Below are 25,008 nucleotides of genomic sequence, written 5' to 3' on the forward strand. Positions count from 1 at the left end.
CAGTTAAGCTCTTCAGCGCCGATGGTAGTTGGGGGTCTCCCCCTGTGAGAGTAGGACGTCGCTAGGCACAAAAAAAAGAGTCATTCCCATTGGGAATGGCCTTTTTTGTGCTTTCTTTTATCTAACTAAATGAGATTTTAAGTGGTTATTAATCCAGGTGTCGAATTCAATTCTATTTTTAGATTAGACAAGATGCCTCGAATAAGTAGCATTTTTGTATACTTTACATGCTAGAACTGATATGAAAAAGTTTTTTTACTTCAGCTGAATTCACCCTATTTGCAAAAGGATCGAAGCGTATTGTATAATTTATGTCAAAGATAGTCAAAGTCAAAGGGGGGTGGGGGTTGTGAAAAACATTTCAGATGTAATTGAAAAGTATCTTAAGAAGGTTTTAGAAGGCAGTGGCAGTGAAATAGTGGAAATAAAGAGGAGCGAAATTGCAGATAAATTTCAGTGTGTGCCTTCTCAAATTAATTATGTAATTAACACCCGTTTTACTGTAGAGCGCGGATATGTAGTTGAAAGTAAGCGTGGCGGTGGAGGATATATTCGCATTATCAAAGTTAAAAGCCATGATCAGTCCCATTTAATTGATCAGGTATCAGAACTGCTTCAATCTCATATTGCTCAGGCTACAGCAGAAGATGTAATTTATCGGCTTCTAAATGAAGAATGTATTTCCAAAAGAGAGGCAAAGCTGATGTTAAGTGCAATGGAGCGAGCAACGCTTAAAATACCATTGCCTCTGCGAGATGAAATTCGAGCAAGAATATTAACTGCTATGTTAAGAACATTAAAATATAAATAAATGAGGTGAGAGGGATGGTTTGTCAAGAATGCCAGCAGCGTCCCGCAGCATTGCATTTTACGAAAGTAGTAAACGGAGAGAAAACAGAGGTTCACTTATGTGAGGTGTGTGCACAAGATAAAGGTGATGCTTTTTTAGCTAGTGATGCGAGTGCATTTTCATTCAATAATTTACTTGCCGGCCTTTTAAATATAACGCCTGTTGTTCAACAGCCAAACCAATCACAGCATTCAGATAAAGAAACCATCCGTTGTAAGGAATGCGAGTTAACCTTCCCGCAATTTTTGAAAATCGGGAAATTCGGATGCCCATCCTGTTACGAATCTTTTCGAGAAGAGCTTCCCCCCATTTTAAAAAGGCTTCACAGCGGCAATGCAATCCATCAGGGGAAACTTCCTGAGCGTGAGGGCGGGAGCATTCATGTGAAGAGAAAAATCAGTGAGCTAAGGACTGAATTAAAGGAATTGGTGAAGGAAGAAGAGTTTGAAAAAGCAGCAGGGGTACGCGACCATATTCGCTCGCTTGAAAAAGATATCGATCAGCAAGGAGGTGACCAGCCTTGACACTTGAAAAATTTTTGACGAAGGCTGTTACTTCCTGGATGAATGAAGAAGGACCATATTCAGAAATTGTTTTATCTAGTCGAATACGATTAGCCAGAAACAGTAAACATCATTCTTTTCCGACAGTATTCACGGAGAAGGAGGCAGCAGATGTTTCTCAAAAAGTAAAAGATAGCATGCAAAAGGCAGGAGAATCGCTTGAACTGCTGGAAATGAAAGAATTGCAGGAGCTGCAAAAACGTGTACTGGTTGAAAAGCATTTGATCAGCCCGAATCTAGCGGAAGATTCTGCTTCATCTGCTGTCTGGCTGTCTGATGAAGAAGATATAAGTATTATGGTGAACGAAGAAGATCACCTTCGCATTCAATGTTTGTATCCAGGGCTGCAATTAAAGGAAGGACTGCGAAAGGCAAATGAACTCGACGATGCAATTGAAGAGCATTTTGATTATGCATTTGATGAGCAGCTTGGCTATTTGACCACATGCCCCACAAATGTTGGCACAGGCTTGCGGGCATCTGTTATGATGCACTTACCAGGTTTGATGATGACGAACCAAATGAATAGAATTATTCCGGCAATTGGACAATTTGGTCTTGTCGCAAGAGGAATTTACGGGGAAGGCAGCGAAGCTTTAGGTAACATCTTTCAAATTTCTAATCAGACCACGCTGGGGAAATCTGAGGAAGACATTGTAGAAGATCTTTTACGGGTAGTTCACCAAATTATTGCTCAGGAGAAAGCAGCACGAGAAGCATTGGTTCAAACTTCAGGTGTTCAGCTTGAAGATCGGGTTTTAAGGTCCTATGGTGTTTTAAGGTATAGTCGTATCATAGAATCTATAGAAGCGGCTAAATGTTTGTCAGATGTGCGTTTAGGAATTGATCTGGGGTATATAAAGGATGTACCTAGGACGATTTTAAATGAACTGATGATACTTACTCAGCCAGGTTTTCTTCAACAATACGCGGGAGGGTTTTTACGTCCTTTTGAGCGTGATTTGCGAAGAGCCTCGTTAATACGTGAACGATTAGAAATGGATGATTCACAGCTAAAAGGAGGAACAGACCTATGATGTTTGGACGGTTTACCGAGAGAGCACAGAAAGTATTGGCGTTAGCACAGGAAGAGGCAATTCGTCTTTCCCATTCAAATATTGGCACTGAACATATTTTGCTTGGGCTTGTTCGTGAAGGAGAAGGTATTGCTGCCAAAGCATTAAAAAGCCTTAATCTGAGCACAGAAAAGATCCAGGAAGAAGTAGAGGAACTGATTGGCAAAGGGACTGAGCAGTCACCAAGCGTTCATTATACACCGCGAGCAAAAAAAGTAATTGAGCTTTCTATGGACGAAGCGCGTAAATTAGGGCATTCATATGTAGGCACTGAACATATCCTTCTGGGGTTAATCCGCGAAGGAGAAGGTGTTGCAGCCCGGGTATTAAGTAATCTGGGTGTTAGTTTAAATAAAGCAAGACAGCAAGTGCTGCAGCTGTTGGGAAGCAATGAAGCAAGCGGTCACCAAGGCAGTTCAAATGCCAACGCGAGTACACCAACGCTCGACGGATTGGCAAGAGACCTCACTGTAATTGCACGGGAAGGAAGTCTTGATCCTGTTATTGGAAGAAGCAAAGAAATTCAGCGTGTCATTGAAGTGTTGAGCCGCCGGACAAAAAATAATCCTGTTTTAATTGGGGAGCCAGGTGTCGGTAAAACGGCGATTGCAGAAGGACTTGCACAGCAAATTGTGCAAAATGAAGTGCCGGAAATTTTACGTGATAAGCGCGTCATGACATTAGATATGGGTACAGTTGTTGCGGGTACGAAATACCGTGGGGAATTTGAAGACCGCCTTAAAAAAGTAATGGATGAGATTCGTCAAGCAGGCAACATAATCTTGTTCATCGATGAGCTTCATACGCTGATTGGGGCAGGAGGAGCAGAGGGTGCGATTGACGCTTCAAATATTTTAAAACCATCACTTGCCCGCGGTGAACTTCAATGTATTGGTGCTACTACGCTCGATGAATATAGAAAATACATTGAAAAAGATGCAGCATTAGAGCGCCGTTTTCAACCGATACAAGTAGATGAGCCAACCGCAGAAGAATCTGTTCAAATATTGAAGGGACTGCGTGACCGATATGAAGCGCATCACCGTGTATCCATTACAGATGCGGCAATTCACGCGGCAGTTAAGTTATCAGACCGCTATATATCGGATCGCTTTCTACCGGATAAAGCCATTGATTTAATAGATGAAGCAGGCTCAAAAGTGCGGCTGCGTTCTTATACAACGCCTCCTAATTTAAAAGAGCTTGAGGCGAAATTAGATGGCATACGGAATGAGAAAGATGCAGCAGTTCAAAGTCAGGAATTTGAAAAAGCTGCTTCATTACGTGATTCTGAACAAAAAACAAAAGAAAAATTAGATGAAACCAAAAAAATCTGGAAAGAAAAACAAGGTCAGGAGAATACGGAAGTAACCGTTGAAGATATCGCTCATGTGGTATCATCCTGGACGGGCGTACCGGTTTCACGTTTGGCAGAAACTGAAACGCACAAACTGTTAAAACTGGAAGATACACTGCATGATCGTGTCATTGGACAGGGAGATGCGGTTACTGCGATTGCTAAAGCCGTTAGACGTGCAAGAGCCGGCTTAAAAGACCCTAAGCGTCCAATTGGTTCGTTTATTTTCCTCGGACCTACAGGTGTCGGTAAAACAGAACTTGCCAGAGCCTTAGCGGAATCCATGTTTGGTGATGAAGATTCCATGATCCGGATTGATATGTCTGAATACATGGAAAAACATTCGACATCCCGTCTTGTCGGTTCACCTCCAGGGTATGTGGGATATGAAGAAGGCGGTCAGTTAACAGAGAAAGTGCGACGCAAGCCTTATTCTGTAGTCCTGCTGGATGAGATTGAAAAAGCGCATCCTGATGTATTCAATATTCTCCTTCAAGTGCTTGAGGATGGCCGGTTAACAGATTCTAAAGGACGAACGGTTGATTTTCGTAATGTCGTGTTGATTATGACATCAAATGTTGGAGCAGATGCATTGAAATTCAATAAAAATGTTGGCTTCAATATTCAGGACTCTAAACAGGATTATAAAGACATGAAGGGCCAAGTGCTGGAAGAGTTAAAACGCGCATTCCGACCTGAGTTCTTAAACAGAATCGATGAGATGATTGTTTTCCACTCACTCGAAAAACACCACCTCAAAGAAATCGTCACTTTAATGGCTAATGAGCTGGTTAATCGCTTAAAAGAGCAGGATATAGAGCTTTCGATTACAGAAGCTGCAAAAGAAAAAATTGCAGATGAAGGATATAATCCTGAGTATGGAGCTAGGCCCCTGCGCCGTGCGATTCAAAAGCATGTTGAGGATCGATTGTCTGAAGAGTTGTTAAAAGGCAAGGTACTGGCAGGATATACGATAGAAATTGACGTAGAAAACAATGAATTTGTAGTAAACCGCAAAGAAGAAGCAGGTTCTACTGCTAAGTAATGCCTGATGCCAGGCATCTGTAAATCATTAGATTAGTGCACGTGTGTTAGCCTCGCAACACGTGCACTATTTTTTATTAACTTTTCAAGGAGATGGAATAAGAGTGGCAAAAAAGAAAACAAAATTTATGTGCCAGTCTTGTGGCTATGAATCTGCAAAATGGATGGGAAAATGTCCCGGCTGCGGTGAATGGAATACAATGGTTGAAGACGTATCCATTACAGGGAAACAGCCAAGAAAAACATTTACTCATACGCCTGAAGGAAGTTCGGTTAAAGCAACTCCTCTTGTATCGGTTGAATCCATCCAAGAGCCGAGAGTTGAAACGAAAAGCGGGGAATTAAACCGTGTTCTTGGCGGTGGTGTCGTTCCAGGTTCACTTATTTTAATCGGTGGAGATCCAGGTATAGGAAAATCCACTTTGCTTTTACAAGTTTCCTCACAGCTGGCTGAACTAAAGAATAAAGTGCTGTACATTTCCGGAGAAGAATCGGTGAAACAGACGAAATTGCGCTCTGACCGGTTGAACGTTACCTCCGAAGACTTATACGTGTATGCTGAAACAAATTTAGAATCCATTCATCATTCAATCGAACAATTGTCTCCGGATTTTGTAGTCATTGATTCGATACAAACCGTCTACCATCCTGAAGTCACTTCCGCCCCAGGGAGTGTCACACAAGTACGTGAATGTACAGCTGAATTAATGCGCATCGCAAAAATGAAAAATATTGCGATCTTTATTGTAGGCCATGTAACAAAAGAAGGCTCCATTGCAGGCCCTCGTATATTAGAGCATATGGTTGATACGGTTTTGTATTTTGAAGGAGAGCGCCACCACACGTACCGCATTTTACGCGCAGTAAAAAATCGTTTCGGCTCGACAAATGAGATGGGTATTTTTGAAATGAAGGAATCGGGTTTAGAAGAAGTGTTAAATCCTTCAGAGATTTTTCTTGAAGAAAGATCCCAAGGTGCTGCGGGCTCTACTGTTGTAGCCTCTATGGAAGGCACAAGACCGGTCCTTGTAGAAATTCAGGCGCTTGTTACACCTACAAGCTTTAATAATCCTCGGCGTATGGCTACCGGAGTGGATCAAAGCAGAGTATCTCTTTTAATGGCCGTACTTGAAAAAAGAGTCGGTTTGCTTTTACAGCAGCAGGATGCCTACTTAAAAGTAGCTGGCGGAGTGCGCTTGGATGAACCGGCGATTGATTTAGCGGTTGCCATCAGCATCGCTTCCAGCTTTAAAGATAAGCCTTCAAATGCCTTTGACTGCATCATTGGTGAAGTTGGCCTGACCGGAGAAATCCGAAGAGTATCGCGGATTGAACAGCGTGTTCAGGAAGCTGCAAAGCTTGGATTTAAAAGAGTCATCATTCCTTCAAATAATATTGGAGGGTGGAAATTCCCTGAGGATATTCAAATTATTGGGGTATCTGATGTGAATGAAGCGCTAAAGAAAGTATTGGGGGATTAACACATGGAAGAAAAAAGAAAGCAGGAACGTGTCGTTGACATCGTCCAGCTCGTAGCACCAGGCACCCCATTTCGGGAAGGGCTTGATAATGTTCTGCGTGCAGGGACCGGCGGATTGATCGTAGTTGGATACAACGAGAAAATGAAGTCCATTGTAGATGGAGGCTTTCAGATTCATTGTCCGTTCTCCCCTACATTTTTATATGAACTTGCCAAGATGGACGGAGCGATAATATTAAATGAAACAGGTAATAAAATATTAATTGCCAACGCTCAGCTTGCCCCGAGTCCGATGATTCCTTCTTCGGAAACCGGTATGCGGCATCGTACGGCAGAGCGTGTAGCACGCGAAACGAATACACTGGTGATTGCTATTTCCCAGAGAAGAAACGTCATCACTTTATACAAAGGAACATTTCGCTATGCACTAAAAGAAATTGCGGTCATTCTTGCGAAAGCAAATCAAGCGGTTCAAACGCTGGAAAAATACCGTGTGGTGCTTGATCAAAGCATTTCTCATTTAACGCTGTTGGAATTCGAGGAAATGGTAACCTTCGGAGATGTCCTTCAGGTGCTGCATCGCTTTGAAATGGTTCTCCGTATAAAAAATGAGCTTTTAGTTTATTTAAATGAATTGGGAACTGAAGGCAGGTTAGTACGGCTGCAAATGAATGAACTGATAGCTGATATGGAAGAAGAGGCCATGATGATTATGCGGGATTATGCAAAAGACAGACATATAAAATCCTTCGAGCTTCTTAACCGGTTTCAAGAAATGGTTTCATCTGAAGTACTCGAAGATGGTGCACTTTTAAAGCTTCTGGGACACAATGGCTATACGCCAGGGGAAGATCTGACAGAACCAAGAGGGTACCGTGTACTGAGTAAAATTCCCCGTCTGCCTATAATGATTATTGAAAACTTAATAAACGAGTTTTCGTACCTAAATCAGATGGTCAAAGCTTCTGTTCAAATGCTGGACGATGTGGAAGGCATTGGAGAAGTCAGAGCTAAAAAGATTAAAGAAGGACTGCGCCTGATTAAAGATCAATCGATTGCAGATAATCAACTGTGAAATAATGGATTGAAAGCTTTGTAGATATATGATATGATATGTCGTTTTGTATAAATTGACTTTATAATGAAATTCATGCTACGCTTTTTAAAATAGAGACGCAGAATTTATTTATTGTGCTAAAGTTTTCAATTTTATAGTCTACTGCAAGGTTTGAAATGCTTAAATTGGTAAATAATGAAACAAGGAGGTGAAGGGATGTTAAGAAAAATTGTTCAAATATGTTTTTTGATTCTAGGTGGAACACTCGGTGTGTTCTTAATCCCAGATTTAGTATTTGGCCCTTTGAATGTAGACAACGCACTTATTAATAATCCATATGTAACTGCTATTTTAGGAGCTATTATTTTTTATATTATCTTATTTTGGCTGATTGATCACGTAGTGGATTTCCTTAAGTGGTGCGAGGACAGACTGATAGAGGCGCCGGTGACGGACCTGCTTTTTGGAACACTTGGTCTGATTATCGGGCTGATCGTAGCGTTCCTGCTTGGTGTTGCGATTAATGATATTCAAATTTTGATCGTGAATACGGTGGCGCCAATATTACTGACGCTTATCTTAGGTTATTTAGGCTTTCGGGTAGGATTTACAAAACGGGATGAATTAATCCAGCTGTTCACGAAAAGTCCAGCTAAAAAAACGCTTGATATTAATGGACAGCAGCAGATGGTAGACCCCCCTGTATCCAAGCGTCATAAAATTCTTGATACAAGTGTCATCATTGATGGGCGAATTGCGGACATTTGCCAGACCGGTTTTTTAGATGGAGAGATTGTCATTCCTCAATTTGTTTTGGGAGAACTTCAGCATATTGCTGACTCTTCAGATGCACTAAAACGAAATCGCGGACGCCGGGGATTAGATATTCTTAAACGGATTCAGCGGGATATTCCGATCCAGGTCACCATCTATGAAGGGGATTTTGAAGAAATCCATGAAGTAGACAGCAAGCTTGTCAAACTTGCTAAGGTATTAAACGGCATTGTCGTGACCAATGACTTTAATTTAAATAAAGTTTGTGATTTGCAGGATGTTCAGGTGCTGAATATTAATGATTTGGCGAATGCGGTGAAACCAGTCGTATTGCCCGGGGAAGAACTTCACGTTCAAATGATTAAAGATGGCAAGGAACAAAATCAGGGAATTGCGTATCTTGATGACGGCACGATGATTGTCGTAGAAGACGGGAAAAACTATATCGGCAAGCATATAGACGTAGTCGTAACAAGTGTTCTTCAAACATCAGCAGGAAGAATGATTTTTGCGAAACCGAAAGCATACGAAAAAGCGCTGTAATCGCATAGAACAGGAGTTAATGCAATGGAGTATGAAGTGATCATCCCAGCTGCCGGAAAAGGGAAAAGGATGGGGGCAGATCGAAATAAACTGCTGCTTGAAATAGACGGGAAACCGATTATTGTTCATACACTTCAAGTATTTGAAGACGACCCTCTGTGTAAGGGGATTATTCTCTCTGTGAGCCCTTATGATCGATTAGAGCTTGAAAACTGGCTTGTAAAGCATTCGATTTTTAAAGTAGTCGCTATGGCAGAAGGCGGCAAAGAGCGGCAGCAAAGTGTCTATAATGCTTTAATGTACGCAACGGCTCCTATTGTAATGGTACACGACGGGGCCAGACCTTTTATTCAGCAGGCTGCGATACATGAATTGGCTGAACAGGCTGCACAAACAGGTGCCGCTATAGCAGGAGTGCCGGTTAAGGATACGATGAAAGTGATCCGTGAAGGAACAGTGGAGCACACCATAGATCGTTCAAGCTTGTGGTCAATTCAGACGCCACAGGCTTTTCGTCTTTCCTTATTACGTAAGGCAAATGAAGAAGCAGTGAAAACAGGTTTCATTGGAACCGATGATGCATCATTAGTTGAACAAATCGGTGAAAAAATTCAAGTCGTAGAGGCAGATTATGATAATATAAAGCTGACGACAAAAGAAGACCTTTTTTTTGCTGAAGCAATTCTGACAAAAAGAAAAAGCGGATATGAAAAATAGAAGAGATAATCGGCTTTAAAACAAAGGCGAAAAACGAGGTGAAAGTATGTTTCGAATAGGACAAGGCTATGATGTTCATCAATTAACTGAAGGCAGACCGCTTATTCTTGGAGGGATACACATTCCTCATGAAAAAGGGCTGCTTGGCCACTCAGATGCGGATGTGCTGCTTCATGTAATAGCAGATGCAGCCCTTGGCGCAATTGCTGCTGGAGACATAGGCAAACACTTTCCAGATACAGATCCCGCTTTTAAAGGAGCCGATTCCGGTAAATTACTTGAGCATGTATGGGCCCTGGTAAAAAAAGAAGGGTATACATTAGGCAACATTGATTGTACGATCATCGCACAGCGCCCTAAAATGGCTCCTCATATAGAAGAGATGAGAGAGCGTATCGCCGGGCTTCTTGAAGCGTCCAAAGAACAGGTAAATGTAAAAGCAACCACAACAGAAAAGCTTGGATTTGCAGGACGGGAAGAAGGAATTGCCGCACAAGCGACGATTTTATTACAGACAAAATAACAAGAAACACAAAATAGGAGGATTACGTATGTCAACAGAAGTTCGAGTGCGTTATGCACCAAGTCCAACCGGTCACTTACATATAGGGAATGCACGTACAGCCTTATTTAATTATTTATTTGCTAAAAACCTGGGCGGGAAATTTATCATTCGTATTGAAGACACAGATTCAAAACGGAATATCGAAACAGGGGAAGAGTCACAGCTGCGCTATTTAAAATGGCTTGGAATCGAGTGGGATGAAAGCATTGATGTAGGTGGGGAGTACGGACCTTACCGCCAGTCAGAGCGAAATGATCTCTATGAAAAGCACTATAATGAATTACTTCAAAAAGGTCTTGCCTATAAGTGCTACTGTACTTCAGAGGAGCTTGAAGCAGAACGGGAAGCGCAAAGTGCGAGAGGAGAAATGCCGAGGTACAGCGGGAAGTGCCGCAATTTATCGGATGAAGAACGTGCCGCTTTAGAAGCAGAAGGACGCGAGCCGAGCATACGCTTTGCAGTGCCTGCCGGTAAGACGTATACGTTCAACGATATGGTAAAAGATGATGTATCCTTTGAAAGTGACGGCATCGGTGATTATGTAATCGTCAAGAAGGACGGTATTCCGACGTATAACTTTGCTGTTGCAGTGGATGATCATTTCATGAAGATTTCTCACGTACTGCGCGGAGACGACCATATTTCAAATACACCGAAACAAATGATGATTTTCGAAGCGTTTGGCTGGGATGCACCTGTATTCGGTCATATGACCCTGATCGTCAATGAAAACCGAAAAAAATTAAGTAAACGGGATGAATCAATTATCCAATTCATTGAGCAATATAAAGACCTTGGCTATCAGCCGGATGCATTATTTAACTTTATTGCCCTGCTTGGCTGGTCACCAAAAGGCGAAGAAGAAATTTTTTCTAAAGAACAATTTATTGAAATTTTCGATGCGGACCGCCTATCTAAATCACCAGCAGTTTTTGATTCACAAAAGCTCGTTTGGATGAACAATCAGTATTTGAAAAATCTTGATCTAGATCAAGTCGTGCAGCTTGCTGTTCCTCATCTTGAAGAAGCAGGACGTATTTCAACTGACCGCACGGCCGAAGAAGAAGAGTGGGTGCGCAGTCTTGTCGCTCTTTATCAGGAGCAAATGAGTTTCGGAGCAGAAATTGTTGCTCTATCAGAACTGTTTTTCAAAGAAGAGATTGCCTACGATGAAGAGGCAAGTGCAGTCCTTTCAGAAGAGCAGGTCCCTGAAGTAATGGGAGAGCTTGCAAATCAACTAAGTGCTCTTGAAACCTTTGAATCAGCGGAAATTAAAAAAGCGATTAAAGCGGTTCAAAAAGAAACGGGTCATAAAGGGAAAAAATTATTTATGCCGATTCGTGTAGCCGTTACAGGCCAGACTCATGGACCTGAGCTTCCAAACGCGATGGAAGTGTTGGGGAAAGAAAGAGTTCTTGCACGCGTAAGCAAGCTTTCAAATTAACATTTTTCATTAAATGGTATATAGTATATTTATAAGCATAAAATGAATACATTTAAAAGATATATGAGTAAAGCACAGATGAGGAAAAGTAAGAAAAGGAAGCCGATAAGAGAGAACCATCACCCGGCTGAGAGTGGTTCAGGAGATTCCTTTTCCCAAAATGCACCTCAGAGCCTTTTGCTGAAACATAAGTAGGCCAAAGCGGCACGGACCGTTATTCCGATTAAGTGGGGAGCCCGTTTTATAGGCTTCAAACAGAGTGGAACCGCGCATAAAGCGTCTCTGTCAATTGACAGAGGCGTTTTTTTTGTTTTTATAACATTTCCAATAAGATAAGTCGGTTATAGAATACGCATAGTTCAGTTAGTGCGATCTAAAGGGGGGAAAGCAATGTTTAAACGAATCAGGGAAGATATTGAAACGGTTTTTGATCAAGATCCGGCAGCAAGGTCCGCTTTCGAAATTATTTTAACGTATTCCGGCCTGCATGCGATTTGGGGATATCGGGTTGCTCATGTCTTTTACCGTCGGAAATTGTATTTTATTGCCCGGGTAATATCTCAGATCGCGCGATTTTTTACCGGGATCGAAATCCATCCTGCAGCTAAGATCGGCAGGCGATTCTTCATAGACCATGGCATGGGGGTCGTGATTGGTGAAACATGCGAAATCGGGGATAATGTTACGGTATTCCAGGGAGTCACCCTCGGAGGAACAGGCAAGGAAAAAGGCAAGCGTCACCCCACCCTCGAAGATAATGTGCTGGTTGCAACAGGAGCAAAAGTGCTTGGTTCTATCACAATCGGGGAAAACTCAAAAGTGGGAGCAGGCTCTGTTGTCCTGCATAATGTGCCGGCCAATTCCACCGTTGTCGGTATTCCGGGTAAAGTAGTTGTACGCAATGGAGTAAAATGCCGCCGGGATTTAAACCATCAGGATATGCCCGATCCGATCTGGGACCGCATGCGGCACCTGGAAACGGAATTAGCGTTTGTTAAAGATCAGCTGAAGAAAGAAAGAGAGAGGAGCTCTACCAATGAGCATTCAACTTTATAATACAGTCACACGAAAAAAAGAACTATTTACTCCGCAGGAAGAAGGACGGGTGTCCATGTATGTATGCGGCCCTACTGTCTACAATTATATCCATATCGGAAATGCGCGTCCTGCCATCGTATTCGATGCGGTTCGACGTCACCTCGAATACCGGGGCTACGATGTAAACTTCGTGTCGAATTTTACCGATGTAGATGACAAATTGATTCGTGCCGCTAATGACCTTGGGGAGGATGTTCCGACAGTAGCTGAACGGTTTATCCAAGCCTATTTTGAAGATGTTGAAGCGCTTGGATGCAAAAGAGGGACAGTTCACCCTCGAGTGACCGAAAATATTGAGTTAATTATCGAGTTTATTCAGGCATTGATTGAAAAAGGATATGCGTATGAATCAGCAGGAGACGTGTATTACCGAACCCGCAAATTCAAAGGGTACGGTAAACTTTCTCACCAATCGATAGATGAGCTCAGAATCGGTGCGAGAATTGAATCAGACGAACGAAAAGATGATGCATTGGATTTTGTTTTATGGAAAGCAGCTAAGGAAAGCGAAATTTCCTGGGAAAGCCCTTGGGGAGCTGGACGACCAGGCTGGCATATTGAATGCTCAGCGATGGCTCGAAAATATCTTGGAGATACAATCGATATCCATGCGGGAGGCCAGGATCTTGCTTTTCCTCATCATGAAAATGAAATTGCGCAGTCAGAAGCATTGACAGGAAAGTCCTTTGCGAATTACTGGATGCATAATGGGTACATCAATATAGATAACGAAAAAATGTCCAAATCTCTCGGCAACTTTGTTCTTGTGAATGACATATTGAAAGAACATGATCCTCAAGTGCTTCGGTTCTTTATGCTGTCGGTTCACTATCGCCATCCGATTAACTACAATTTGGAGTTGCTGAATGCAGCAAAAGCAGGTCTTGACAGAATCCGCACTTCATATGAAAATCTGCTTCACCGTAAAGAAGCAAGTGCCAATTTAGCGGAAAATAATGACCAATGGCTGAGTGAAATAGACAATACCAAACAAACGTTCGGCAAAGCGATGGATGATGACTTTAATACAGCCAATGCCATATCGGTACTATTTGATTTATCACGACAGGCAAACCTTTATTTAAGAGAGAAAAATACATCTGTAGAGATTATCGAGGCGTTTACAGCAGCATTCGACGAACTTGCAGGAGTTCTTGGTTTTTCAATGAACCAGGAAAAGGAATTGCTCGATCAGGACATTGATAACCTGATAAAAAAACGTGAACAGGCACGAAAAGACCGTGATTTTAAAACAGCAGATGCCATTCGTGATCAGTTGAAAGAACTCAATATCATTCTTGAAGATACCGCTCAGGGCATCCGTTGGAGAAGAGGCTAATAAATGAGTACTGACAACCAAATTACACTCGACCCTAAACAACTAAATGCCCTTGCCCTTGCCTATATGGGAGATGCTGTCTATGAGCAATACGTGAGACACCATCTTCTCCTGCAAGGAACGGTAAGACCTAACTTTTTGCAAAAGGCATCCATTCAATATGTATCTGCTAAAGGACAAGCCTTTGCTTTACGTGCATTGGTGCAACAATCGTTTTTTTCTGAAACAGAAGAAGCGATCATCCGCAGAGGAAGAAATGCAAAATCAGGAACAGTGCCGAAAAATGTCGATGTTCAAACGTATCGTTACAGCACAGCTTTTGAAGCATTAATCGGATATTTGTATCTAACAGAGCAGCAAACGCGTCTAGACGAGGTAGTTTCAACATCAATTACGATCATGATGGACAAGCTGAAAGGAGAATCAAAATGAGCGAGGAATTTATAGGCGGTAAAAATCCGGTCATTGAAGCGTTAAAAGCCGGCCGTGAAATCAATAAAGTCTGGATTGCCGAGGGTTCCCAAAAGGGGCAGATGCAGCAGGTCATTCATTTAGCAAAAGAAGCGGGCATTCTAGTGCAGTTTGTTCCTAAGAAAAAAGTAGATCAGCTTTTAGAAGGACAGCATCAGGGTGTGGTCGCTTCTGTAGCGGCCTATCAATATGCTGAAGTGGACGATATGATTGCACTGGCTAAAAGCCGTAACGAGGATCCGTTTATTCTGATTCTGGATGAACTGGAGGACCCTCATAATCTTGGTTCCATTATGCGTACTGCAGATGCTACCGGTGCTCACGGGATCATCATTCCAAAGCGCCGCGCAGTAGGTCTGACTGCTACAGTAGCAAAAGCTTCAACTGGCGCAATAGAACATATTCCGGTGGCACGCGTAACGAATCTTTCCCGTACAATTGATGATTTAAAGGAGCAGGGTTTGTGGATTACAGGAACAGATGCCAAAGAAAGTCAGGATTATCGGCGCTTTGATGCGACTATGCCGCTTGGTTTAGTTATTGGCAGCGAAGGAAAGGGAATGGGCAGGTTAATCAGAGAAAAATGTGATTTTCTAGTTCATTTACCAATGTCGGGCCATGTCACATCATTGAATGCTTCCGTTGCAGCGAGTATTCTGATGTACGAAATTTATCGAAAACGGCATCCTTTGGAAAGCTAATCTTATGAACAATGTTCTTCTCGTCGATGGGTACAATATCATCGGCGCATGGCCGGAACTAAATCAATTAAAATCCCATAATCTCGCTGCAGCTCGAGACCGATTAATTGAAACGATGGCTGAATATCAAGGCTACACAGGGTACCGGGTCATCATCGTATTTGATGCTCAATTTGTTCAGGGGATTGCAAAAAAGCATAAACACTACAACATTGATGTGTTTTTTACAAAAGAAAACGAAACAGCAGATGAACGAATCGAAAAACTGGCGATTGAATTGAACGACATAAAAACACAGGTTATCGTAGCAACAAGTGACTTCACAGAGCAGTGGGTGATTTTTGCACAAGGAGCCCTGAGAAAATCTGCCAGAGAATTATTAATTGAATCAAAACAAATTGAAAAGAAAATTGAAAAAAGAGTCCGTAAAATCCAGGAACAACGCCCTTCTTCCAATATACCGCTTTCAGAAGAAGTAGCCGAAATATTCGAAAAATGGCGTAGAGGGGACAAATGAGTGGTTGACGCTTCAAAATAGTGTACTGTATAATATTTCTATCTATTGTTTTGAGCGGTCGGGGGGATCCATTTGAACGATTATAAGCGGGTGACAGTTGATCGAATGAATTTTCAGATGCTGGAAGATGATCAGGTTATTGCTCTTGTGCACACTGGTAATACGGAAGCATTAGACTACTTAATCACAAAGTATCGTAATTTTGTAAGAGCAAAAGCAAGGTCTTATTTTTTGATTGGTGCCGATAAGGAAGACATTATCCAGGAAGGCATGATTGGCCTATACAAAGCGATACGAGATTACAAGGGAGAAAAACTCACCTCTTTTAAAGCATTTGCGGAACTTTGCATCACCCGGCAAATTATCACGGCAATAAAAACGGCTACTCGTCAAAAGCATATTCCTCTTAATTCATATGTCTCACTTGATAAACCGATCTATGATGAAGAATCAGACCGGACGCTTATGGACGTAATTTCCGGTGCGAAATCCACTGATCCAGAAGCGTTGATTATTCATAGAGAAGAATTTAGTAAAATAGAAGATAAAATGGCAGAACTGCTTAGCGATCTTGAACGGCAGGTCCTGTCTTTATACCTTGATGGCCAGTCGTATCAGGAAATATCTGCATTGCTCGACCGGCATGTGAAGTCAATTGATAACGCACTGCAGCGTGTAAAACGCAAGCTGGAGCGTTATTTAGAAGCGCATGAACTTATGTTTTAATTGCCTGGTCCTGTTGACAGTCTGGAATCCAGGTGTTATTTTTTAAGGTGTTGGGAAAAGAGAAAATGGATAAAGTATGTCTTGTAATTGCTGTGTCATTCAGCAGTTGGTTCTAGCAAAATGACAGGTTTTCTTTATGTTCTGAGAGAATTTAGTCACTTATGCGAACGTTTTCTAACAAGTATTTTCCCTAAAAGGAATGACCATCGTGAGTAAAAAGTTAACACTTGCTTGTGCAGCTTGCGGTTCGCGGAACTATTCCGTGCCTCAGGGGAAAGACAAGCGTTCCGATAGATTAGAAATTAAAAAGTTTTGTCGCCATTGCCAAGCTCACACGTCACATAAGCAGACGATTTAAGGTGAGCTGTCCTTTCGCTGACATCAAGGGAACGGGCTACTGAAATAACATTTGTTGGAGGGTACATCAGCATGGGTAAAATAAGCAGCTTTTTTCGTAACGTTTCTTCTGAAATGCGAAAGGTCAGCTGGCCAAAGCGTAAAGAATTAACACGTTACACAATTACAGTTCTTTCGACTGTAGTTTTTGTCGCTCTATTCTTTTTCGTAATCGATTTAGGTATTACGGCTGTCATTGACTGGATTTTATAATGAGGGATGGGAAATCTCTTCGTACACGCAAGTAATTTCGTGTACAATAGAAATAGAAATGCAGAGGCCCGTTTAACGGGTTTTTTCATTGGGCAAAAATAAGACGCATAAGAAATTATTTTATATAGTTGCATGCTTCTGGTGCTGCTGGCGCTGCTTGTGCCCGCGAACAGTCTGCACTTTTTACTGGAGTTAGAGTTTGGCGGGCAGCTCCCCGGGGTCATAAGCAGCTTCCCCAATCAGACAAAATGCGCCTGAGTGGAGAATCCGCTTGTGCCAGTCGGAGCTAGACGCTCACCTGCACTTTTAATGGTATCCAGTTCCGGTGAGCAGCTCCTCGGGTCATAAGCAGCTTCCCCAAACAGGCAAAAAGCGCCTGAGTGGTGAATCTTCTTATGCCTGTCGGAGCTAGACGCTCACCTGCACTTTTAATTTAAGGAGGGAATTTTTTTGGAGAAGAATTGGTATGTTGTTCATACGTATTCAGGCTATGAGAATAAAGTGAAAATGAATTTAGAAAAGCGTGTTGAATCCATGGGGATGTCTGATAAGATTTTCCGAGTGGTTATTCCGGAAGAGGAAGAAACCGAGATTAAAGACGGCAAAGCGAAAACAGTGAAGCGGAAAACGTTTCCTGGGTATGTGCTTGTAGAAATTGTGATGACGGATGATTCGTGGTACGTGGTCCGTAATACCCCTGGAGTAACAGGCTTTGTTGGCTCATCTGGCGGCGGATCGAAGCCTACTCCGCTGCTTCCTGAGGAAGTTACTCAGCTTCTTAAAAGCATGGGAATGCAGGAGCGGACGGTTGAGGTGGACTTCGAAGTTGGAGAGAGCGTCACGGTTAATGAAGGACCATTTGCTAATTTTGTCGGCGTAATTGAAGGCATTGATACAGCGAAAGGAAAAGTCAAAGTATTGGTTAATATGTTCGGCAGAGAAACACCTGTAGAGCTTGACTTTATGCAGATTAACAAAATATAATTAGAAACATCTTGAATTCTGATTCCAAAGGTGGTAACATCTTTTAAGTCAGTATGTCTCAATAGAGAGACTGAACTAACATTTACGTTCTTTATATAAAAGAATTGGATTATTGAGTGGGAGGGTATCAAGCCCTATTACCACATCACGGACTTAAGGAGGTGTGTCTCGTGGCTAAAAAAGTTATTAAATTGGTAAAGCTTCAAATCCCAGCTGGGAAAGCTAATCCAGCTCCGCCGGTAGGTCCTGCATTGGGTCAAGCTGGTGTCAACATCATGGGATTCTGTAAAGAGTTCAACGCTCGTACAGCTGATCAAGCTGGTCTTATTATCCCTGTTGAAATTACGGTTTTTGAAGACCGTTCATTTACATTCATCACTAAAACTCCCCCTGCTGCCGTTCTTCTTAAGAAAGCAGCTGGTATCGAGTCAGGTTCTGGTGAACCTAACCGCAACAAAGTAGCGACTGTCAAACGTGACAAGGTGCGTGAAATCGCGGAAACAAAAATGCCTGATCTAAACGCAGCAGATGTAGAATCAGCTATGCGAATGGTTGAAGGTACGGCTCGCAGCATGGGTATTACGATTGAAGATTAATTGATGCATGTCTTGGACGAGGTTGCGAAGTTGAAAAGTATTTTCACTCGCAACCTTTATTCGTGGGAGGTTATTCCGCTAAAACCACAATCGAGGAGGAAACAAAGAAATGGCTAAAAAAGGTAAAAAATACGTTGAAGCTGCAAAGCAGGTAGACCGTACAACTAATTATGGCGTCGTTGAAGCAATCGAGCTTGCGAAAAAAACAAGCGTTGTTAAATTTGATGCAACAGTAGAAGTAGCGTTCCGTCTTGGAATCGATACGCGTAAAAACGATCAGCAGATCCGTGGAGCAGTCGTTCTTCCGAACGGTACTGGTAAAACGCAAAGTGTTCTTGTATTCGCTAAAGGCGAAAAAGCAAAAGAAGCTGAAGCTGCTGGTGCTGACTTCGTTGGAGAAGGTGACCTTGTTCAAAAGATTCAAGGCGGCTGGTTCGATTTTGACGTAATCGTAGCTACACCTGATATGATGGGTGAAGTTGGTAAACTTGGACGTGTCCTTGGACCAAAAGGTTTAATGCCAAACCCTAAAACAGGTACTGTAACATTTGATGTTGAAAAAGCTGTTAAAGAAATCAAGGCTGGTAAAGTAGAATACCGCGCTGAAAAAGCAGGTATCATTCACGTGCCAATCGGTAAAGTTTCTTTCGAGACAGACAAGCTTGTTGAAAACTTCAATACGATTTTTGATACAGTGCAAAAAGCTAAGCCTGCTTCATCTAAGGGAACTTACATGAAGTCAGTTGCTGTAACGACAACGATGGGTCCTGGAATTAAAGTAGACTCTTCTTCCGTTTCTGCAAAGTAATCAACACTGAAAATATTATTGACAGTGCTATAACCATCTGATATGATGATTAGCGTTGTGTAAGTATATAACCATTTGTACCGCAGACAGCAGGTGTCCATTGGGCTTAATTCCCTGCCGAGGTCATGACGATAAAAGAATTTTCTTTTTATTGAAATGATACGCCTCAATGTCTGCAGCAGACATTGAGGCTTTTTGAATGTTCGAACGGTATAAATGAAGCTCCAGACAAACCAACAGGAGGTGTTAAGATGAGCAGCATTATCGAGCAAAAGAAACAACTCGTAACAGAAATCCAGGATAAACTTAAAACTAGTGTATCAACGGTTGTTGTAAACTACCGTGGACTATCTGTTGCAGAAGTAACTGAGCTGCGTAAATCACTTCGTGAGGCTGGTGTTGAGTTTAAAGTTTATAAAAACTCTATGACACGCCGAGCGGCTGAAGCGGCTGGTCTTGAAGGATTGAACGAAAATCTTACTGGACCAAATGCGATTGCTTTCTCTAACGAGGATGTAGTTGCACCTGCGAAGATCATCAATGAATTCGCTAAAAAACATGAAGCGCTTGAAATCAAAGCTGGTATCATGGACGGTAATATCATCTCTGTTGATGAAGTGAAAGCACTTGCTGAACTTCCATCACGTGACGGACTTCTTTCTATGCTTCTTAGCGTGCTTCAAGCACCAATGCGCGGATTTGCCGTTGCAACTCAAGCAGTTGCAGATCAAAAAGAAGAACAAGGCGCTTAATTTTAAGCACTTGAACGCCGGATGACGATCATCCAAACAAAAATTAAAACATCCACTAAGGAGGAACTATATCATGACTAAAGAACAAATGATCGAAGCTATCAAAGAAATGACAGTTCTTGAACTGAACGACCTTGTTAAAGCAATCGAAGAAGAATTTGGCGTATCTGCTGCTGCTCCTGTAGCTGCTGCTGGTGCTGGTGGCGGAGAAGCTGCTGCTGAGCAAACTGAATTTGACGTAATCCTTACAAGTGCTGGATCTCAAAAAATCAAAGTTATCAAAGCAGTTCGTGAAATCACAGGTCTTGGCTTGAAAGAAGCTAAAGAAATGGTTGATAACACTCCTAAAGCTGTTAAAGAAGGCGCTACGAAAGAAGAAGCTGAAGAACTTAAAGCTAAGCTTGAAGAAGTTGGAGCTGGCGTAGAAGTTAAGTAATAACGGATTGAAAGGAAAGCTCGCTTGAATAGGCGGGCTTTTTTTTACCTCTTTTCTTGAAAACTACATGAAATGAATATGAACGAAATGGGAGGGTGATCTGAAATGTCAGATCATTATTATTCCAAAGCCCCGGGAACTGAAAGCAACCCGTTGTGGTGGGATTTTACATTGCGGGGACTTACGCTGCGTTTTAAAACAGACCAGGGAGTTTTTTCTAAAAAAGAAGTAGATTTTGGGTCCAGGGTTTTAATTGAAACCTTTATTGAACCTGAAATAGAGGGTCCGTTGCTGGATGTAGGATGCGGATATGGTCCGATCGGGCTGGCATTGGCGAAAAGCACTAAGAACAGGGATGTTCATCTTGTAGATGTCAACAATCGTGCGCTAGACCTAGCGCGAGAAAATGCTGTGCGAAATGACGTTTCTTTCGTAAAAGTATATGAGAGTGATTGCCTTGACCAAGTGACTACCCGGGAATTTGCTGCAATTCTCACAAATCCGCCGATTCGTGCAGGAAAAAAAACTGTACACCGAATCTTTGAGCAGAGTGCTGAACGACTGGCTCCCGGAGGAGAACTTTGGGTAGTTATTCAAAAAAAGCAGGGCGCTCCCTCGGCAAAAGACAAACTTGAGGAGCTCTTTGGCAATGTAGAAGTGGTTTTGAAGAATAAGGGCTACTTCATTTTGAGGGCAAAAAGAGTTTGACCCTCTAGTTTTCTTGTGATATTATTATAAGATGCAAAATTATTAACGTCAGTAAGTATGTCCATTTGCATAAATGGATCAGTTTATGGCAATAATGGTTTAAATATTGTTCTTTATGTAGAAAATGTGGTTAATAAAAGCCTCGTTTTCTATTTGTCTTATGTCCATTTTGTGATGACATTGAGCAAAATGGGTCTATTAAAACGCTTGATTTGAGGGGTGAATCAGTTGACAGGTCAACTAGTTCAGTATGGACGACACCGCCAGCGCAGAAGTTTTGCGCGTATCAGTGAAGTATTGGAACTTCCGAATCTGATTGAGATTCAGACAGCTTCCTATGAATGGTTTTTAGAAGAAGGATTGAGAGAGATGTTTCGCGACATTTCCCCGATCGAAGACTTCACTGGAAATCTTTCATTAGAATTTATTGATTACAGCCTTGGTGAGCCAAAGTATTCTGTAGATGAATCAAAAGAACGCGATGTAACGTATTCTGCACCGCTTCGTGTAAAGGTTCGACTATTGAATAAAGATACCGGAGAAGTAAAAGATCAAGATGTATTTATGGGAGATTTCCCTGTGATGACAGAAACAGGGACGTTCATCATTAATGGAGCTGAACGTGTTATTGTTTCCCAGCTTGTTCGATCGCCAAGTGTGTATTACCACGGTAAGATGGATAAAAACGGAAAAAGAGGCTTCGGGGCAACGGTAATTCCTAACCGCGGAGCATGGCTTGAGTATGAAACCGATGCAAAAGACGTTGTTCACGTTCGTATTGATCGTACTCGTAAGCTTCCTGTAACAGTTTTATTGCGTGCTCTTGGCTTTGGGACAGATCAAGAAATCATTGATTTGATCGGAGACAATGAATACATCCGTAATACGCTTGAAAAAGATAATACGGAAACGGTTGATAAAGCGTTGCTGGAAATCTATGAGCGGCTTCGCCCTGGTGAACCGCCGACTGTAGATAACGCAAAGAGTCTGTTAGAATCCCGATTCTTCGATCCGAAGCGATATGACCTGGCTAATGTAGGTCGATATAAAATGAATAAAAAGCTTAACATTAAGAACCGTCTGTTTGGACAAGTGCTGGCAGAAACTCTAGCAGATCCGGAAACTGGCGAGATTCTCGCAGAAAAAGGGACTACGCTTGATCGACGGAACCTTGATAAGCTTATTCCTTACCTTGAAAAAGGTGTTGGTTTTAAAACCATTAACCATTCAGGCAGTGTAATTGAAGAAGATTTAACCCTTCAATCAATTAAGATTCAAGTTCCAAACGCAGATAGTGACAAAGAAATCCTGGTAACCGGAAATGCTTATGTGGATGATAGTGTGAAAAACATTACAGCCGCAGATATCATCTCTTCTATCAGTTATTTCTTTAATCTATTACACGGTGTAGGTTTAACAGATGATATCGATCATCTTGGAAATCGTCGACTGCGTTCTGTGGGTGAGCTTCTGCAAAATCAGTTCCGTATTGGTCTTTCCCGTATGGAGCGTGTGGTTCGTGAAAGAATGTCCATTCAGGACACAAACACAATTACACCACAGCAGCTAATTAACATTCGCCCTGTCATTGCATCTATTAAAGAGTTTTTCGGCAGCTCCCAGTTATCTCAATTTATGGACCAGACAAATCCGTTAGCTGAATTGACGCATAAACGCCGTCTATCAGCACTTGGACCCGGTGGTTTAACACGTGAGCGTGCGGGCTTTGAAGTACGTGACGTTCATTACTCCCACTACGGCCGCATGTGTCCGATTGAGACTCCTGAGGGTCCGAATATCGGACTGATCAACTCCCTGTCAAGTTTCGCAAAGGTAAACCGTTTCGGATTTATTGAAACGCCTTATCGCCGTGTAGACCCTGATACAGGTAAAGTTACAGACCGTATAGACTATTTAACTGCAGATGAAGAAGATAATTATGTTGTCGCACAAGCTAATGCCCGTCTAGGTGATGACGGCTCGTTCCTTGATGATGAAGTAGTATCGCGTTTCCGCGGTGAAAATACCGTAATTAGACGTGATCGACTGGATTACATGGACGTATCACCAAAACAGGTAGTATCTGCTGCAACAGCATGTATTCCTTTCTTGGAAAATGATGACTCCAACCGTGCACTAATGGGTGCGAACATGCAGCGTCAAGCGGTGCCTTTGCTAAATCCTGAAGCGCCATTTGTGGGTACAGGAATGGAGCATGTTTCAGCTAAAGATTCAGGTGCTGCTGTCATTAATAAACATGAAGGTATTGTTGAGCGCGTTCAAGCGAGTCAGGTTTGGGTTCGCAGACTTGTCGACATCGACGGCAATGAAACAGAAGGCGATCTTGATAAATACAGAATGCAAAAATTCGTTCGTTCAAATCAGGGGACCTGCTATAATCAGCGCCCGATCGTTTCTGTAGGAGATCGTGTTGTAAAAGGTGAGATCCTTGCAGACGGTCCATCTATGGAATTAGGCGAACTCGCTTTAGGCCGTAACGTACTAGTCGGCTTTATGACTTGGGACGGTTACAACTATGAGGATGCTGTCATCATGAGTGAGCGTTTGGTAAAAGACGATGTTTACACGTCGATCCATATTGAAGAATATGAATCAGAGTCACGTGATACAAAGCTTGGACCTGAAGAGATCACGCGTGATATTCCAAACGTCGGGGAAGATGCACTCCGCAATCTTGATGAGCGTGGAATCATTCGAATCGGTGCGGAAGTAAAAGACGGGGACATTCTTGTTGGGAAAGTAACGCCTAAAGGTGTAACGGAACTGACAGCGGAAGAACGGCTGCTTCATGCCATCTTCGGCGAGAAGGCCCGCGAAGTCAGAGATACATCGCTACGGGTTCCGCATGGTGCCGGAGGAATTATTCTTGATGTGAAGATTTTCAACCGTGAAGACGGAGATGAGCTTCCACCGGGAGTTAACCAGCTGGTTCGTGCTTATATCGTTCAAAAGAGAAAAATCTCTGTTGGGGATAAAATGGCAGGCCGCCACGGGAATAAAGGTGTAATTTCAAGAATTCTTCCAGAAGAAGATATGCCGTATATGCCTGACGGAACACCGATTGACATTATGTTAAACCCTCTTGGTGTACCATCACGTATGAATATCGGACAAGTGCTGGAAATGCATATGGGCATGGCTGCACGCGCAATGGGTATTCATATTGCAACACCGGTATTTGATGGTGCGAACGAGGAAGATGTGTGGGCTACTATTGAAGAAGCCGGCATGTCTCGAGACGGAAAAACCGTTTTATATGACGGCAGATCCGGAGATCCGTTTGATAACCGTGTATCAGTTGGCGTCATGTACATGATCAAGCTTGCTCACATGGTTGATGATAAACTTCACGCTCGTTCAACAGGTCCTTACTCACTTGTTACTCAGCAGCCGCTGGGTGGTAAAGCGCAGTTTGGCGGACAGCGTTTTGGTGAGATGGAAGTATGGGCTCTTGAAGCATATGGAGCTGCTTACACGCTGCAGGAAATTTTGACTGTGAAGTCGGATGATGTTGTAGGACGTGTTAAAACATACGAAGCCATCGTCAAAGGCGACAGTGTACCTGAACCGGGTGTACCTGAATCATTCAAAGTATTGATTAAAGAGCTTCAAAGCTTAGGTATGGACGTGAAGATGCTGTCAAGCAATGACGAAGAAATTGAAATGCGTGACGTTGATGATGAAGAAGATATTCATCAGGCAGATGCATTAAATATTGCACCGGAAACCGATGTACTGACATCAGAAACCGTTGCGGCAAAAGAATGATAAA

25 protein-coding genes and 2 other annotated features are annotated in these 25,008 nt (G+C 42.4%); all 25 genes read left to right on the forward strand.

Annotated elements, in window-relative coordinates:
• Window positions 1-349 precede the first annotated feature (349 nt).
• The 25 genes from KR50_RS02950 to rpoB all read left to right on the forward strand — a co-directional run bounded on the left by KR50_RS02950 (window position 350) and on the right by rpoB (window position 25,004).
• Window positions 350-811, forward strand: coding sequence for a CtsR family transcriptional regulator (locus KR50_RS02950; RefSeq protein ID WP_041054608.1), 462 nt, complete (start codon window positions 350-352; stop codon window positions 809-811).
• A gap of 14 nt (window positions 812-825) precedes the next feature.
• Window positions 826-1,374 carry a UvrB/UvrC motif-containing protein gene (locus KR50_RS02955; protein ID WP_041054610.1) on the forward strand — a complete coding sequence of 183 codons (549 nt, stop codon included), beginning with the start codon at window positions 826-828 and terminating at the stop codon, window positions 1,372-1,374.
• Window positions 1,371-2,450: a protein arginine kinase gene (locus tag KR50_RS02960; RefSeq protein ID WP_041054613.1), complete on the forward strand. Its 1,080-nt coding sequence runs from the start codon at window positions 1,371-1,373 to the stop codon at window positions 2,448-2,450. The genes KR50_RS02955 and KR50_RS02960 overlap by 4 nt, the downstream gene beginning before the upstream one ends.
• Window positions 2,447-4,891, forward strand: a complete 2,445-nt coding sequence (clpC, locus tag KR50_RS02965; protein ID WP_041054616.1) for an ATP-dependent protease ATP-binding subunit ClpC — start codon at window positions 2,447-2,449, stop codon at window positions 4,889-4,891. The genes KR50_RS02960 and clpC overlap by 4 nt, the downstream gene beginning before the upstream one ends.
• Before the next feature lie 103 nt (window positions 4,892-4,994).
• Complete coding sequence (gene radA, locus KR50_RS02970) at window positions 4,995-6,371, forward strand: DNA repair protein RadA (protein ID WP_041054617.1); 1,377 nt, start codon at window positions 4,995-4,997, stop codon at window positions 6,369-6,371.
• A 3-nt stretch (window positions 6,372-6,374) separates the two neighbouring features.
• Window positions 6,375-7,445, forward strand: coding sequence for a DNA integrity scanning diadenylate cyclase DisA (gene disA / locus KR50_RS02975; protein WP_041054619.1), 1,071 nt, complete (start codon window positions 6,375-6,377; stop codon window positions 7,443-7,445).
• A 198-nt stretch (window positions 7,446-7,643) separates the two neighbouring features.
• Entirely contained in the window at window positions 7,644-8,744 is a 1,101-nt protein-coding gene (locus tag KR50_RS02980; protein ID WP_041054621.1) for a PIN/TRAM domain-containing protein, read from the forward strand.
• 24 nt (window positions 8,745-8,768) lie between these two features.
• On the forward strand, window positions 8,769-9,461 hold the full coding sequence (gene ispD / locus KR50_RS02985) for a 2-C-methyl-D-erythritol 4-phosphate cytidylyltransferase (protein WP_041054623.1): 693 nt from the start codon (window positions 8,769-8,771) through the stop codon (window positions 9,459-9,461).
• A gap of 46 nt (window positions 9,462-9,507) precedes the next feature.
• On the forward strand, window positions 9,508-9,984 hold the full coding sequence (gene ispF / locus KR50_RS02990; protein ID WP_041054625.1) for a 2-C-methyl-D-erythritol 2,4-cyclodiphosphate synthase: 477 nt from the start codon (window positions 9,508-9,510) through the stop codon (window positions 9,982-9,984).
• A gap of 28 nt (window positions 9,985-10,012) precedes the next feature.
• Window positions 10,013-11,470 carry a glutamate--tRNA ligase gene (gltX, locus tag KR50_RS02995; RefSeq protein WP_041054627.1) on the forward strand — a complete coding sequence of 486 codons (1,458 nt, stop codon included), beginning with the start codon at window positions 10,013-10,015 and terminating at the stop codon, window positions 11,468-11,470.
• Window positions 11,471-11,536: 66 nt separating this feature from the next.
• Window positions 11,537-11,757, forward strand: a binding site (T-box leader).
• A gap of 103 nt (window positions 11,758-11,860) precedes the next feature.
• Window positions 11,861-12,526 (forward strand): serine O-acetyltransferase, encoded by a 666-nt coding sequence (cysE, locus tag KR50_RS03000; RefSeq protein ID WP_041054629.1) that lies wholly within the window; start codon window positions 11,861-11,863, stop codon window positions 12,524-12,526.
• On the forward strand, window positions 12,507-13,907 hold the full coding sequence (gene cysS, locus KR50_RS03005; protein WP_041054631.1) for a cysteine--tRNA ligase: 1,401 nt from the start codon (window positions 12,507-12,509) through the stop codon (window positions 13,905-13,907). Before cysE ends, cysS begins: the two co-directional genes overlap by 20 nt.
• Before the next feature lie 3 nt (window positions 13,908-13,910).
• On the forward strand, window positions 13,911-14,339 hold the full coding sequence (locus KR50_RS03010; protein WP_041054633.1) for a Mini-ribonuclease 3: 429 nt from the start codon (window positions 13,911-13,913) through the stop codon (window positions 14,337-14,339).
• A complete protein-coding gene (gene rlmB, locus KR50_RS03015) occupies window positions 14,336-15,079 on the forward strand; it encodes a 23S rRNA (guanosine(2251)-2'-O)-methyltransferase RlmB (RefSeq protein ID WP_041054635.1) in 744 nt (247 codons plus the stop codon). Before KR50_RS03010 ends, rlmB begins: the two co-directional genes overlap by 4 nt.
• A 4-nt stretch (window positions 15,080-15,083) precedes the next feature.
• Window positions 15,084-15,596, forward strand: coding sequence for an NYN domain-containing protein (locus tag KR50_RS03020; RefSeq protein WP_041054636.1), 513 nt, complete (start codon window positions 15,084-15,086; stop codon window positions 15,594-15,596).
• Between the two features lie 105 nt (window positions 15,597-15,701).
• A complete protein-coding gene (gene sigH, locus KR50_RS03025) occupies window positions 15,702-16,322 on the forward strand; it encodes an RNA polymerase sporulation sigma factor SigH (protein WP_052476733.1) in 621 nt (206 codons plus the stop codon).
• A gap of 208 nt (window positions 16,323-16,530) precedes the next feature.
• A complete protein-coding gene (gene rpmG, locus KR50_RS18175) occupies window positions 16,531-16,680 on the forward strand; it encodes a 50S ribosomal protein L33 (RefSeq protein WP_198134223.1) in 150 nt (49 codons plus the stop codon).
• 71 nt (window positions 16,681-16,751) lie between these two features.
• Complete coding sequence (gene secE, locus KR50_RS03030; RefSeq protein WP_041054639.1) at window positions 16,752-16,931, forward strand: preprotein translocase subunit SecE; 180 nt, start codon at window positions 16,752-16,754, stop codon at window positions 16,929-16,931.
• Between the two features lie 450 nt (window positions 16,932-17,381).
• The gene (gene nusG, locus KR50_RS03035; RefSeq protein ID WP_041054640.1) at window positions 17,382-17,915 is read left to right on the forward strand and encodes a transcription termination/antitermination protein NusG; all 534 of its coding nucleotides are present in this window, start codon (window positions 17,382-17,384) and stop codon (window positions 17,913-17,915) included.
• 170 nt (window positions 17,916-18,085) lie between these two features.
• Window positions 18,086-18,511, forward strand: a complete 426-nt coding sequence (rplK, locus tag KR50_RS03040; RefSeq protein ID WP_041054642.1) for a 50S ribosomal protein L11 — start codon at window positions 18,086-18,088, stop codon at window positions 18,509-18,511.
• 109 nt (window positions 18,512-18,620) lie between these two features.
• On the forward strand, window positions 18,621-19,319 hold the full coding sequence (gene rplA, locus KR50_RS03045) for a 50S ribosomal protein L1 (protein WP_041054643.1): 699 nt from the start codon (window positions 18,621-18,623) through the stop codon (window positions 19,317-19,319).
• 62 nt (window positions 19,320-19,381) lie between these two features.
• Window positions 19,382-19,526 (forward strand) — a sequence feature (ribosomal protein L10 leader region).
• 44 nt (window positions 19,527-19,570) lie between these two features.
• Entirely contained in the window at window positions 19,571-20,071 is a 501-nt protein-coding gene (gene rplJ, locus KR50_RS03050) for a 50S ribosomal protein L10 (protein WP_041054645.1), read from the forward strand.
• Window positions 20,072-20,144: 73 nt separating this feature from the next.
• Complete coding sequence (gene rplL / locus KR50_RS03055; RefSeq protein ID WP_041054647.1) at window positions 20,145-20,507, forward strand: 50S ribosomal protein L7/L12; 363 nt, start codon at window positions 20,145-20,147, stop codon at window positions 20,505-20,507.
• A 105-nt stretch (window positions 20,508-20,612) separates the two neighbouring features.
• Window positions 20,613-21,215, forward strand: coding sequence for a class I SAM-dependent methyltransferase (locus KR50_RS03060; RefSeq protein WP_041054649.1), 603 nt, complete (start codon window positions 20,613-20,615; stop codon window positions 21,213-21,215).
• Window positions 21,216-21,443: 228 nt separating this feature from the next.
• The gene (gene rpoB, locus KR50_RS03065; protein ID WP_041054651.1) at window positions 21,444-25,004 is read left to right on the forward strand and encodes a DNA-directed RNA polymerase subunit beta; all 3,561 of its coding nucleotides are present in this window, start codon (window positions 21,444-21,446) and stop codon (window positions 25,002-25,004) included.
• Window positions 25,005-25,008 lie beyond the last annotated feature (4 nt).

This window comes from Jeotgalibacillus campisalis (assembly GCF_000829515.1).
Lineage (GTDB): Bacteria > Bacillota > Bacilli > Bacillales > Jeotgalibacillaceae > Jeotgalibacillus > Jeotgalibacillus campisalis.